Source organism: Burkholderia sp. KJ006 (assembly GCF_000262695.1).
GTDB classification, from domain to species: domain Bacteria; phylum Pseudomonadota; class Gammaproteobacteria; order Burkholderiales; family Burkholderiaceae; genus Burkholderia; species Burkholderia vietnamiensis.
The window spans coordinates 1,456,679-1,470,594 of record NC_017921.1 but is presented as its reverse complement, the minus strand read 5'-3'; the positions used below and the strand labels follow the sequence as shown (position 1 = coordinate 1,470,594).

General features: G+C 63.0%; 10 protein-coding genes. 9 read left to right on the top strand and 1 reads right to left on the bottom strand.

Annotation, left to right across the window (positions count from 1 at the left end):
* Position 1: 1 nt before the first annotated feature.
* Complete coding sequence (locus tag MYA_RS20540) at positions 2–1,438, bottom strand: NAD-dependent succinate-semialdehyde dehydrogenase (protein WP_014724883.1); 1,437 nt, start codon at positions 1,436–1,438, stop codon at positions 2–4.
* Between the two features lie 374 nt (positions 1,439–1,812).
* Between MYA_RS20540 and MYA_RS20535 the strand changes: the two genes are divergently transcribed.
* From MYA_RS20535 to MYA_RS20495, 9 genes are all read left to right on the top strand, one after another.
* Complete coding sequence (locus tag MYA_RS20535; RefSeq protein ID WP_011882227.1) at positions 1,813–2,748, top strand: LysR family transcriptional regulator; 936 nt, start codon at positions 1,813–1,815, stop codon at positions 2,746–2,748.
* A 1,167-nt stretch (positions 2,749–3,915) separates the two neighbouring features.
* Positions 3,916–4,614 (top strand): energy transducer TonB, encoded by a 699-nt coding sequence (locus MYA_RS20530; protein WP_011882230.1) that lies wholly within the window; start codon positions 3,916–3,918, stop codon positions 4,612–4,614.
* Positions 4,615–4,700: 86 nt separating this feature from the next.
* Positions 4,701–5,606, top strand: coding sequence for a MotA/TolQ/ExbB proton channel family protein (locus MYA_RS20525; protein ID WP_011882231.1), 906 nt, complete (start codon positions 4,701–4,703; stop codon positions 5,604–5,606).
* Between the two features lie 20 nt (positions 5,607–5,626).
* Positions 5,627–6,049, top strand: a complete 423-nt coding sequence (locus tag MYA_RS20520; protein WP_011882232.1) for an ExbD/TolR family protein — start codon at positions 5,627–5,629, stop codon at positions 6,047–6,049.
* A gap of 81 nt (positions 6,050–6,130) precedes the next feature.
* The gene (locus MYA_RS20515) at positions 6,131–6,562 is read left to right on the top strand and encodes an ExbD/TolR family protein (protein ID WP_011882233.1); all 432 of its coding nucleotides are present in this window, start codon (positions 6,131–6,133) and stop codon (positions 6,560–6,562) included.
* A 16-nt stretch (positions 6,563–6,578) separates the two neighbouring features.
* Entirely contained in the window at positions 6,579–7,769 is a 1,191-nt protein-coding gene (locus MYA_RS20510; RefSeq protein WP_011882234.1) for a tetratricopeptide repeat protein, read from the top strand.
* 299 nt (positions 7,770–8,068) lie between these two features.
* Positions 8,069–8,644: a helix-turn-helix domain-containing protein gene (locus tag MYA_RS20505; RefSeq protein ID WP_011882235.1), complete on the top strand. Its 576-nt coding sequence runs from the start codon at positions 8,069–8,071 to the stop codon at positions 8,642–8,644.
* Positions 8,645–8,989: 345 nt separating this feature from the next.
* Positions 8,990–11,815 (top strand): TonB-dependent receptor, encoded by a 2,826-nt coding sequence (locus tag MYA_RS20500; RefSeq protein ID WP_014724881.1) that lies wholly within the window; start codon positions 8,990–8,992, stop codon positions 11,813–11,815.
* 174 nt (positions 11,816–11,989) lie between these two features.
* Entirely contained in the window at positions 11,990–13,912 is a 1,923-nt protein-coding gene (locus MYA_RS20495) for an extracellular solute-binding protein (RefSeq protein WP_014724879.1), read from the top strand.
* Positions 13,913–13,916 lie beyond the last annotated feature (4 nt).

The window sequence follows — 13,916 nt, the reverse complement described above, 5'->3', positions numbered from 1 at the left end:
TTCAAGCCTGGCTGATGAACTTGTGTGTGAGGTAGTACTCGATGCCCTCGGTGCCGCCTTCCGAGCCGTGGCCGCTTTCCTTCATGCCGCCGAACGGCAGTTCGGTCGAGACGATGCGGTACTGGTTGATGCCGATCATGCCGGCTTCGAGGCCGTCCGCTGCATCGATGGCCGTACGCGCACTGCTTGTGAACGCATAGGCAGAGAGCCCGTACGGCAACCGGTTCGCTTCGGCGAGGCCGTCGGCAAGGGCATCGAAGCGCATCAGCACCGCGATCGGGCCGAACGGTTCTTCGTGCATCACACGCGCGTCCTTCGGTACGTCTGCGAGGACCGTTGGCTCGAAGAAATATCCCTCGCCTTCGATGCGCTTTCCGCCGGCCAGAATCGTTGCGCCACGCTCCACCGCGTCGGCGATGAGTTCCTCCATCTTGGCAAGCTGGCGCGGGTTCGCCAGCGGCCCGACCTGCGTGCCGGCATCCATGCCGTTCCCGACCTTGAGCGCGCTCGTCGCACGTACGAAGTGACCGACGAACTCGTCGTAGACTTCGCGTTGGATCAGGAAGCGCGTCGACGAGATGCAGACCTGGCCGGTGCCGCGAAAGCGATTCGCCGCGCCTTCGACCGCAGCCTTTTCGACGTCGGCATCGTTGAATACGAGGACGGGCCCGTGGCCGCCCAGCTCAAGCGTGATGGGTTTGACGCCTTCGGCTGCGCGCGCCGACAACAGACGGCCGATCGGCACCGAGCCCGTGAACGTGACCTTCCGGATTACCGGGGAAGCGATCAGTTGCGTAGACACCTGGTCGGGCACGCCGAACACGACTTGAAGCACGCCCTTCGGCAAGCCGGCGTCGTCCAGTGCGCGTGCCAACGCGAGCGCCGTTGCGGGGCTTTCCTCGCCGGGTTTGATGATGACACTGCATCCGGCGGCGAGTGCGGCGGAGAGCTTGCGCGCCGGGGTGATCGCCGGAAAATTCCACGGCGTGAATGCGGCGACGGGCCCGATCGCCTGTTTCTTCACGAGCTGTTGCACGCCCGGACGGTTGGATGGCACCACGCGGCCGTCGATGCGACGCGCCTCTTCGGCGAACCATTCGAAATAGTCGGCGGCGCGCAGGACTTCGTCGCGGCTTTCTGCCAGCGGTTTCCCTTCCTCCAGCGTCATCACGGTAGCAATGTGCTCGGCGCGCTCGCGCATTAGTTCCGCCGCGCGCTTCAGAATGCGCGCACGTTCGGCCGGCACGGTGTTGCGCCAGACATCGAACGCCGGTACCGCAGCCTGGAGGGCGCGATCGAGGTCGGCTGCCGTCGCCAGTGGAACGCGCCCGATCTGGATTTGCGTGGCGGGATTGATCACGGGCGCCGTTTCGCGTTCGCTCGCGCCGATCCATTCGCCATCGATGAAGAGATGAAGCGCGTCGTATGTGATGTCCATGGTTTAGCCTTTATGGTTAGGATTGCGATTTGATGCGGGTTCGTCTAGAGCCGGATAGGGAGCCTGCGCTACGCCGTGTCTGGATCATCGACCATGGCGGACGGAGCTCAGGATTGAAACGTCTACGTTCCGACTGCCTGACTTCGGGACCAAGTCTAGGCGTGAAGCAGGCGGCAACTTAGATGGCCCGGCAAGAATGAATCTTGTCTCTGGAGGGAAAATCCGCCGCCGAAATGAAAGATAAGTGAAAGGATGCAAAAAAACGACACGATGCCGCTCGCTGACTGCACGAAACAGGTGCGGAACCTATGATCACAGACTCGCGCGGGCCGAAACGCAGCGATTCGACGAAAAATTCAAAGCGAGGGTGACTAATGGACAAGGTGCACACCATGTCGGTGTTTGTGAAAGTGGTCGAGATGGGCAGTTTCACGGCTGTCGCAAACCACCTCGATACGACGGTCGGCAACATTTCTCGAGCGGTATCTGTCCTCGAAGACAATCTCAACACGCGGTTGCTACAGCGCTCGACGCGACGGCTCGTCGTTACCGACGCGGGGCGACGTTTTTACGAACGCAGTGTTGCGATCCTCTCGGACATCGAACGGGCGGAAGCGGAAGCACGCGATGCGCTGCTGGAGCCGCGTGGTCTATTACGCGTGCATGCGGTGCCGGGATTGGGGCGCCAACTCGTTTCGCAAGCCGTGCTTGCCTATCGGAGCGCATATCCGGAAGTATCGGTCGATCTCATGCTGTCGCAGCGGATGCCGAATCTGCTCGAAGAGCAACTCGACGTGGCGATCGTGATCGCGCGCACGCTGCCCGACTCGGCGTACGTGAGCCAGAAGATCGGAACCAGTCATTGCATTCTCGCGGCGTCGCCCGACTATCTGGCACGGCATCCGGCTCCCGAGTGTGTGGAAGACCTCGTCGGTCACACATGTGTGCTTCTGAGCACGGTCGATTACGCGCCGGACGAATGGCATCTGCAAGGCAGAGCAGGCGAGGCGGTGTATCGTCCAACGGGATCGCACTTCAGTGTGAATGACATGGATGCGATGTCCACGGTACTGCGGGAGGGCGCGGGAATTGGATTGATCGCTGCCTTCTCGGCAATCGACGATCTGCGCAAAGGATCGCTCGTTCGCGTCCTGCCGGAATTTCACACCGCGCAGCGCAACGTATATGCGGTGTACTCGTCCCGTCAATTCGTCGACGCGAAAATCAAACGGTTCATCGATGTCCTGAAGGTGCAGGTAGGGGATCGGTTGAATGCGTATGCGGATGAGCTCGCGATCATGGTCGCATGATCCCCGTTGCGCTCGGCACGGTCGAGCGGGTATCCGATTGCTCACATCGCCTCGCTCAACCTCACGATCCTGATGACGCGCTTGGGGACGTGTATGCCCGTACGTGCATGTACATTTCTGTCGCGCCGCGGCAACGCCTGAGTGTGTGGAAGTGAATCGCACCCATCGGGTGTTTGCGTGCGCCGAACCCGTGTTCGACTGTGCATCGTCGTCATGGCACCGAACTGGCGGTCCGGTCTCTGCGGCATCGCCTCGAGCACCGCTTGGTGCTTCCCCCGCCGGATTTGTCCGTAATCGCTTGTTCCAGGATTGGGACGTGAGCAGCGACGCCGAATGCGCGTTGATGGAGCGTTCACATCGCTCCGTGAAGTAAGAGACGCCCGTACGCGCAGACAGTCGGCCAACGAGTTCTCGTAGACGCAGTCGTGCCCGGAATCAGAAAATAGATTCGGCATGCAGATCATCGTGCATATTTGATAGGCATCTTGAATGTCACTATTTTGATTTGTAGTCGATTACGAATAAGTTAATTGGATTCGTCCGAGTATTGTTTTGAAAATCCGTAGCCCCGCATAACAACGGTCGATAGGCTTCCATCCATGCAGGAGACAATGAGACGTATCCGATAACGCTTCATTAAATCCGCGTCGATTCGGTGCATCGCACTAAATTGGTGATTATTGGCCATAAGCACCGAATGAGTGCGATAACCATACAAATTAATTACAGAATCAATAAAAAATGTTTCGTGAAGCCTCCTGACTCGTTATTCGAGCAAGTCCTCCAAACTTTGTATTCGGGCATCAAAAAAAGTTTGACGGCCAGATTTTTTCCTTGCTATCGTCTGCACCCAAGACGCACGGCCACGCTGCCATCGGGGTGTAGCGACGGTCCGATCGTCATGCGCGAACGTGCCTGTGTCGACGCAGCTGACAATTGCCTGAACGCTGGTGCGGGGTGGATGCCGGATAAGGCGGCTATCCCGTGGCGGTTGAAACGATTCCTTGAAATTGAATGAATTCGGATCCGAAATCGATGCTTTCGATTCGGATTGCAAATTGCATTAAAAATTAGATTTCGCGTTGAGGCGGCGACGGAACCGACCCGGTTCCGGGGCCGGCCATCATCGTGAAACTGGGCGATTCGCTTGGGGGATGGATAGTGGGCATGAAAGTCGAAAAGCATCTGATTGCTTCGAACAGCGGGCTTGCCACGCTCGGGCGTCCGCGGGAATTCGGCAAGAAGCAGCAGAATCCGGTGCGCCGTTTCGGCGGCATCGCAGTCGTTCTCCTGTTGCACGCAGTGCTGATCTACGCATTGCTCAACGGCCTCGCGACGAAAGTCGTGCAGGTGATCCAGCATCCGATCGAAACCCGCATCATCGAGCCGGTGAAACCGCCGCCGCCCCCGCCGATGCCGGTCGTCAAGCTTCCGCCGCCGAAGTTCGCGCCCCCGCCGCCGCCGTTCGTGCCGCCGCCTGAAGTGCCGGTGCAAGCGCCGCCGCAGGCGACGATCACGCATCAGTCGGCACCAGTGCAGTCCGCGCCGGCCGTGCAAGCGCCCGTCATCGCACCGCCCGCACCTGCCAAGCCGGTCAGTCACGAAGTGGGCGTCGTCTGCCCGAATTCGGACACGATCCGCGCATCGATGCAGTACCCGAAGGAAGCGCAGGAAAACAACATCACCGGTGACGTGACGATCGAGTTCGTCGTGGATGCGGAAGGGAACATCACGAACGAACGCGTGGCCCAGTCGGCCGACCCCGTGCTCGATCGTGCCGCCTACAACACCGTGAAGCGGTTCAAATGCGTGGCGCAAGGCCAGGCAGTACGGGTGCAGGTGCCGTTCTCGTTCAACCTGAATTGATGCAGTGGGCGGTCCGGCGGGAGCCGGACCGGAGAAAACCGGCCTGAAATTTAATCATAAGTTATACGAAAGAATCGGAGTGGGTTATGACCAAGCGTTCTCTGGCCGCGCTGGCGGCAAGCCTGTTGATGTCCGTCGCCGCGATCGACGGGCTCGTTGCACCGCAATTCGCTTACGCGCAAGCGAGCGGATCCGCGGCGGCATCCGATGCGTCGACACAGGCTGCGGCGCCTGCGCAGGCGCCTGCCGCCGCCGAGCCGGCACCGCCGCCGGCGCCTGCCGCCACTGAAGCGGTCGAGAATCCGTACGGGCTCGGCGCGCTATGGAAGAACGGCGACTTCGTCGCGCGCTTCGTGCTGATCCTGCTCGTGATCATGTCGATGGGCAGCTGGTACATCATGGTCACGAAGTTCGTCGAGCAGTTGCGGGCGAACCGCCGCGCGAAGCTCGCCGACGCGCAACTCTGGAGCGCGCCGTCCCTGGCCGAGGGCGCGAAGCTGCTCGACGAGGCATCGCCGTTCCGCTTCATCGCCGAAACGGCGATCGAGGCGGGCGAGCATCACGAGGAGGCATTGCTCGAAGCCGTGGACCGCAACACGTGGATCGACGTGTCCGTCGAGCGGTCGATCACGAACGTGTCGAACCGCATGCAGGACGGGCTCGCGTTCCTGGCGACGGTCGGTTCGACCGCGCCGTTCGTCGGGCTGTTCGGGACTGTCTGGGGCATCTATCACGCGCTGACGGCGATCGGGATCGCGGGCCAGGCGTCGATCGACAAGGTCGCGGGCCCGGTGGGCGAGGCGCTGATCATGACGGCGATCGGCCTGGCAGTCGCGGTGCCTGCCGTACTCGGCTACAACTTCCTCGTCCGGCGCAACAAGTCGGTGATGGAGCGGGTCCGCAACTTCGGCGCCCAGCTGCATACCGTGCTGCTGGCCGGCGGCAAGCGTGCCGCTCGCGCACCGTCGCGTGCCGCGTCGCTCGTGAACTGACCGGCTGACGGAGGCGCGCGATGGGCATGAACGTCGGGCAGGACGAAAGCGACGAGGTGATCGCGAACATCAACACGACGCCGCTCGTCGACGTGATGCTGGTGCTGCTGATCATCTTCCTGATCACGATTCCGGTCGTCACGCACACGATCCAGCTGCAGTTGCCGAAGGAGGTCGTGCAGCCGCTGCAGACGACGCCGAAAAGCGTCGAGATCGCGGTGAACCGCGACGGCGATTTCTTCTGGGGCGAGCAACTGGTGGATGCGTCGACGTTGCTCGCGAAGCTGAAGGGGGTGTCTCAGCAGCAACCGCAGCCGAGCGTGCACGTGCGGGGCGACCAGAACACGCGCTACGAGTTCATCGGCCGGGTCGTCACGATGTGCGAGCGGGCCGGTATCGCGAAGGTGTCGTTCATTACGGAACCGCCGGCGCGGGGTGGTTAGCCTTGCGGGGGAACAGCATGCGCGCCGATTCCGATTGACGGCGACGCATGGGATCGGAGCGAGCATCGACAGGAGCAGACGATGGGAATGAACGTGCCTTCGGGCGGGGGCGGCAGCGAGCCGGACGTGATGGTCGACATCAACACCACGCCGCTGATCGACGTGATGCTGGTGCTGTTGATCATGCTGATCATCACGATCCCGATTCAGATGCATTCGGTGAAGATGGATCTGCCGGTGGGCAACCCGCCGCCGCCCGCTACGCCGCCGGAGGTCGTGCAGATCGACATCGACTTCGACGGCACGACCACGTGGAACGGCGCGCCGGTGCCGGATCGCGCGGCACTCGAGGCGAAGCTGACGACGGTCGCGCACGAGCCCGTGCAGGCGGAGATCCATCTGCGGGCGAACAAGCTGGCGCCGTACAAGGACGTGGCGGCCGTACTGGCGTCCGCGCAGCGTGTGGGCGCGACGAAGATCGGCTTGATCGGAAACGAGCAGTTCATGCAATGACGGAACAGGCCGACCGATGAACCAGCGACGATGGAAACGGATGATGGCGCTGACGGCGCTCGGGGCGGCCTGCGTGCTCGGCCGGCCGGCGTGGGCGGCCGACACGTTGCGGCCCGATGTGGCGAAGCCGCTGGCGGCGGCGCAGGACCTGTATCGCGCGCACAAGTATCGCGACGCGCTCGGCAAGATCGCGCAGGCGGCCGCCGTGCCGAATCGCACGCCGTATGAAACCTACATGGTGGAAGCGACGCGCGGCGCGGCGGCGATGGCGGCCGGCGATACCGGCGTGGCCGCGCAGGCCTACGAAACCGTCGTGAACTCGGGGCGCCTGTCGGGCGCGGATGAGCAGCGGACCACGGCGGCGCTCGCCGGGATCTACTTCCAGCAGAAGAACTATCCGCAGGCGATCCGCGTCGCGCAGCGCTACCTGAAGGCGGGCGGCACGGATCCGGACATGCGCACGCTGCTCACACAGTCGTATTACCTGTCGAACGATTGCAGCCAGGTCGTGAGCCAGTTGAAGGCGAGCACGGAGGCGCAGGCGCAGGCCGGCCATGCGCCCGACGAAGGGCAGTTGCAGATGCTGGCGACCTGTGCGCAAAAGAGCAAGGATGCCGGTGCCTATCGCAGCGCGCTCGGCATGCTGGTCGCTTATCATCCGAGTCCCGCGTACTGGGCGGACATGATCTCGGCCATTCGCGGCAGCCCCGGCTACCTGTCGTCGCTCGACCTCGACATCTACCGGTTGCGCAGGGCGACGGGCTCGCTGACGACGGCCGACGCCTACATGGAGATGACGCAGCTCGCGCTGGCGGCAGGAACGCCAGCCGAAGGCAGGCAGGTGATCGACCAGGGATTCGCGTCCGGCGTGCTCGGCAAGGATGGGCAGGCCGACCGCGAGAAACGGCTGCAGGCGCTGGCTGCCAAGCGTGCGCAGGCGGGTGCGGACCCAGCCAATCCGGTGGCGCCGCTCGATGTGGGCATGAATCTGGTGTTTGCGGGCCACGCGGCGCAGGGGCTGTCGATGATGGAGCAGGTGATCGCGAAGGGCGGGCTCGAGCACCCCGATGCGGCGCGGCTGCGGCTTGGCGAGGCGTACTACGTGGCGGGCCAGAAGGCGCATGCGGTCCAGGTGCTGCGCACGGTGAAGGGTAACGACGGTTCGGCCGATCTGGCGAAGCTGTGGATCGCGGTGGCATCCCGGTAGCGCGACGTAAGGGCACGACGGCGTGCGACACGCACGCAATCGACGAGCAGCGTAGCGCGGCAGAAGGACAAGCCGTCGAAGGTCGGACATGAAGATGGAAAGGGGCGATCTTGTTGATTAGCAAGGCGAATCAAATTTGCGAAACATCCGATGACGGGCGACGACGGCGCCACGCCGCACCACGCGCCGGCTGCCCGCGGCAGCGCGCGGCCGGGTATCACGCCGAGCCGGTCGCGTCATCGCATCGGTCAAGGATCGACGACATCAAACCAGTTTCGACTGCGAGGCCCCGCACTTCCATGACTGTGTCCGCTGATCAGTCGGTTCTGGTCGCCGTATCGCTAGGCAACAAGATCCGGGCGCTGCGCCAGCGTCTGAAGCTCACGCTCGACGAGACGGCCGGGATCGCAGGCATTTCGAAGCCGTTCCTGTCTCAGGTCGAACGCGGGCGCGCGACGCCGTCGATCACGTCGCTGGTCCGGATCGCGCAAGCGCTGGGCGTCACGATGCAGTACTTCATCGACACGCCGACAGAAGCGCGTTCGGTATGCCGTGCGCACGCGCTGCAGTATTTCCAGTTCACGAACTCGGCCAACCTGTTCGCCAAGCTGACGAACCCGGTGGATGGCCGCAAGCTCGACGCGATTCTCGTCAGGATGCCGGCGGGGCAGTCGCCGTCCGAGATAACGACCCATGCGGGCGAGGAATTCGTCTATGTGATGCGCGGGCAGGTCGCGCTGACGCTCGAGGATTGCACGTTCACGCTGAACGCGGGCGATACCGCGCATTACGAATCGACGGTGCCGCACGCGTGGCACAACACGGCCGACGAAGAGGCGGTGATCGTCTGGGTTGGCACGCCGAGGCTGTTCTAGCGGAGGCGGCAGGCGCCGCACGCCGCGACGCAGGAGAAGTATCCGATCGATGGAAGGCCGCACGCAGTACGCAGTACGGCCGGCAGACGTCTTCACTGCTCGTCGTCCATCGAATTGGAAATTGCAGGAAGTGCGCTCATTACATGTAGTAAGTATTGCGAATAAAAACACTAAGAGACGGTGATGCCGAGTGGCAGGGGTGCCCGAGGCCGATCCGTTCGAGTCGTGGCAGTCGAAAGGGTGGCTATGGCGGGGTCCGTTACACGGGCGCCCAGGACGCGCAAGGAACTCACAAAGTTCCGGCGTGCAGCAGGTGGGGTCTTACTACGAGCGAGAGGGAACAAGATGAAGCAGAAAGTTTTGGCGTTGGCCATCAAGAGGATAGTCTGGGCGGAGCTGGCGTTGACGGCCGTGCTGGTGCCGCCGGCGTTCGCCCAGAGCCAGCCGGCGCCGGGAGCCGCATCGATCGCGGATGCGGTCGCGAACGGCGCACCCGTGACCGTTTCGCAGGCGAACGGCACGGCGGGCTCTGTCGCTGCCACGGGTGCCGCGGCATCGAGCGCGGCAGCCGAGGCGACGCCTGCCGCGCCGGGCGCGAACGGACAAGGCAAGGTCGCGCAGATCAAGCGATTCGAAGTGACGGGTTCGCTGATCCGGCAGGCCGACAAGGTCGGCTTCAACCAGGTGCAGACCATCACGAGCAAGGACATCCAGAACAGCGGTCAGACCAACGTCGCTGATTACCTGCGCAGCACCTCGGCGAATTCGGCAAGCAGCTGGAGCGAAGGTTCGACGAACAGCTTCGCGCCGGGCGGCGCAGGTATCGCGCTGCGCGGCCTCAGCGAGAAATACACGCTGGTGCTGATCGACGGCATGCGGGTGTCGCCGTATGCGTTCGCCGTGAACGGCAGCGATCAGTTCTTCGACCTGAATACGCTGCCGCTCAACATCATCGACCGCATCGAAATCGTCAAGACCGGCGCGGTGTCCCAGTATGGTTCGGACGCAATCGCGGGCGTGGTGAACATCATCACGAAGAAAAACTTTCAGGGTCTTGAACTGGGCGGCAGCTACGGTGGTGCGACAAACGGTGAAGGCGGCCAGGGCACGACGCAGTTCAGCGTCCTCGGCGGCATCGGCGACCTGAACGCCGACCGCTTCAACGTGACGGCGGCGCTCAGCTACTACAAGTCGAACGGCATCTCGATCGCCGATCGCGACACGACGCAGAACCAGGACTTCTCCAATTTCCCGGGCGGCCTGTCGAACCAGAACGTGTCGTACTGGCGTAATCCGACCACCGGCGCGAAGGTGCCGCTGAGCCCGTGTCCGAACGGAGGCCAGGCCGTGCCGGGCACCTCCGTCGCGCAGGTCAACGGTCCGGGCACGGTCTGCGCAAACAACACCGCGTACGCATCGTCGCTGTCGCCGTGGACCGAACGCCTGAGCGCGAAGGTGCACGCCGACTTCAAGATCAGCGACGCGATGCAGGCGTTCGCCGATCTCTGGGAAAGCAACAATACGACGGTCACGAACAATTTCGTCGGCCGCCTCGGCAACAGCACGCAGACCTACGATCCGGCGACGGGCGGTCTCAACCCGGTTTCGAACCTCGTGCCGGGCAGCAACCCGTATAACCCGTTCGGCGTGCCGGCCAAGCTGGTCTACTCGTTCCCGGCCACGCAGTCCGTGCACACGAGCTCGAACTTCTGGCGTGCCGCGACGGGTGTGAAAGGCTCGTTCAGCACGCCGCGCGTGGGCGACTGGGATTGGACCGCGTCCTACACGCATTCGCAGAACACGGTGTCGAACAACTATTCGAACCTGATCAACGCGGCCGCATTGGAGAACATCGTCCAGAACGGCGTGTTCAACTTCGCCAATCCGTCGTCGACACCGAACGGGTTGAACGGCCTTTACGGAAGCACGTCGACGCAGGCCATCACGAAGCTCGACGCTGTCGATGCGACGCTGTCGACGCCGAACTTGTTCACGTTGCCCACGGGTAACGTCGGCCTCGGTCTCGGTACGCAATTCACGCACCAGAGCCAGTACATCGGTACAGGCGCGGACTACGCGAACGGCACGCTCGTCCAGCCGTCGCTGCAATCGGTCAACGGCGAGCGCAACGTCGCGGCGGTCTACTACCAGATCGACATTCCCATCCTGAAGAACCTGACGTTCAGCCAGTCGGGTCGCTACGACCACTACAGCGACTTCGGTGGCGCATTCTCGCCGCGCTTCGCGTTGCGCTTCCAGCCGATCCGCGAGCTGACGGTGTACGGTTCCTACAACCGCGGCTTCCGCGCACCGACGCTGATCGAAAACACTTCGTCGAGGACCTACGGCGCGCAGGGCGCGGTCGATTCGAACGATCCCAACAACCCGAACGCATACAACCTCGTCGAGGAAGTGCAGGCCGGTAACAGCAAGCTGCAACCGGAGCGCACCAAGAACTACAACATCGGCTTCCAGCTGTCGCCCACCCGCAATACCGATTTCGGCTTCGACTGGTACAAGATCCACATCGACAACGTGATCGGCACGGAAGACATCCAGACGGTGGTCGACCAGAACGATCCGTCGAAGGTGATCCGTAACCCGAACGGCTCCATCGCGTATGTGGTGCTGCCGTATATGAATCTGTCGTCGCTCGACACCGACGGCTTCGAGACGACCTTCCGCCAATCGGTGTCGACCAAGATCGGTACGTTCACGCTGTCGGGTGACTGGGCCTACGTATGGCACTTCAAGATGCCGGTGGGCGGCGAGACGACCGACTTCGCGGGCAACAACGGTTCGCTGAACGAGCCGTTCGGCGGCAGCTTCCCGCGCTGGAAGGGCAATACGAGTCTGAACTGGAACTACCACAACCAATGGAATGCGACGTTGACGTGGATGTTCACGGGACCGTACAGCCAGGCCATCCTGTCGCCGGGCCAGTATCCGAACATGCAGGACAGCGTGGCTTCGTACAGTCAGTTCAACCTGATGGTCAGCTACACCGGCTTCAAGCATTGGACGATCTACGCCGGCATCGACAACATCTTCAATCGTGCGCCGCCGTTCGATCCGGTCTTTATGAACGCGAGCTACCAGACGGGCTATGACACGTCGCTGTACACGTATGTCGGTCGATTCGCGCAGATCGGCGCGACCTACAAGTTCTGATGCTGCAATCGGTTTGAATGGCACGCGATGGGCCGCTCCGCTTCCCTTTACCGGCCGGGAGCGGCCCTTTCCGGCCTGACGCCGTTATGTGCGATCCGGCGGCGTCGAGCCGTTGCGACAACCATACTGAATCCGTGCCGGCAGCCAACCGGCGCATCCCAGGACAAGCAGAAGATGAGACTTGTAACGTTGCGTTTGCCGCACGCGCCGCAATCGGTTCGCTTTGCGCTGCGGGCCGGCCGGCAACGCGGGCGAATCGCTCGCATCGCAGCTGCCGTGTGCGTGGCGTCGACGCTGAACGCTTTCGCGCCTTCGGCCGCCGAGGCCGCCAACGCGATCTCTCAATACGATCAGCCCAAGTACTCGGCCAACTTTACGCATTTCGATTATGCGGATCCCGACGCGCCGAATGACGGCACGCTCAACTTCGAGAACTACGATACGGCCCAGAGCTACGACTCGCTGAACCCCTTCCTGACCCGCGGCTCGCCCGCGCCGGACATCAAGAACCTGATGTTCGACACGCTGATGCAGCGCAGCTGGGACGAGTTGGCGTCCGAATACGCGCTGATCGCCGACGACGTCGAAGTGGCGCCCGACGGGCTGTCGGCCACGTTTCACATCAATCCGGCCGCACGCTTCTCGAACGGCGACGCGATCACCGCGGCCGACGTCAAGTATTCGCTCGACACACTGGCGAGCCCCCAAGCGTCGCCGATCTACAACGCGCAGTTCTCGATCATCAAGCGCGCGGTGGTGGTCGACAGCCACACGATCCGCTTCGAATTCAAGCACGCGGAGCGCGACGCGGCGCTGATCGCAGGCGACCTGCCGGTGTTCTCGCCGAAGTGGGGGCAGCGCGCCGACGGTACGCGCCCACCGTTCGACCAGATCGCGAACGTGCCGCCGATCGCGAGCGGCGCGTACCTGATCGAGCAGCGCAGAAACGACAAGCAGATCGCATACGTGCGCAACCCGCACTACTGGGCCGCGAATCTGCCGTCGCGGCGCGGGATGTTCCGCTTCGCGCGCGTGTCGTTCAAGCTGTATCTCGACCAGTACACGGCGCTCGAGGCGTTCAAGGCCGGCGATGTCGACGCGCGGATGGAATACAGCTCGACGCAGTGGGCGCGCAAGTACGTCGGCAAGAACTTCCGCAACGGGCTGTTGAAGAAGGGCGAATTCCCGGACGGCCCCGCGCAGATGCAGGGCTTCATGATGAACCTGCGCAAGCCGATGTTCCGGGACGTGCGCGTGCGGCATGCGCTCGCGCTGGCATTCGACTTCGACTGGATGAGCCGGATGATGTTCTACGGGCAGTATCGCCGCACCAACAGCTTCTGGGAGGCGAGCCCGTTCGCGGCGTCCGGCATGCCGAGCGCGAAGGAGCTCGCGCTGCTCGAACCTTACCGGTCGACGCTGCCGGCGGAGGTGTTCGGCCCGATGATCAAACAGCCGTCGACGCTGCCGCCCGGCTCGCTGCGCGCGAACCTCAGGCAAGCCCGCGACCTGCTCGCGCAGGCCGGCTGGCACTATCGCGACGGCGCGCTGCGTGACGCGAACGGCACGCCGATGACGATCGAGATCATCGACGACCAGCCCGGCATGGATCGCCTGATCCTGCCGTACACGCAGGCGCTCGAGACGCTCGGCATCCATGCGTACCTGCACGAGCTCGACAGCGCGCTCTACCAGAAGCGGCTCGACAATTTCGAGTACGACATGACGACCTATATCTACTTGCCCGTGACGATCCCGGGTGCGGAGCTGACACGCCGGTTCGGCAGCGAGGCCGCATCGCAGCCCGGCTCGGAGAACTATCCGGGCGTGAAGTCGAAGGCGGTCGACGCACTGATTCGAGCGGCGCTCACGGCCAGTACGCTCGACGATCTCGAGACGGCCGTGCATGCCCTCGACCGCGTGCTGATCAACCTGTATGTGCTGGTCCCGCAGTACTACCTGCCGAACGCGCGGATCGCGTACAAGACGGCGCTCGGCCATCCGCCGGTCGTGCCGGCTTCCTATCAGTACGAGGACTGGATCATCGACTACTGGTACGTGAAGCGGCCGGCGGCCCAACCCGCTCCGGCGGCCTGACAAG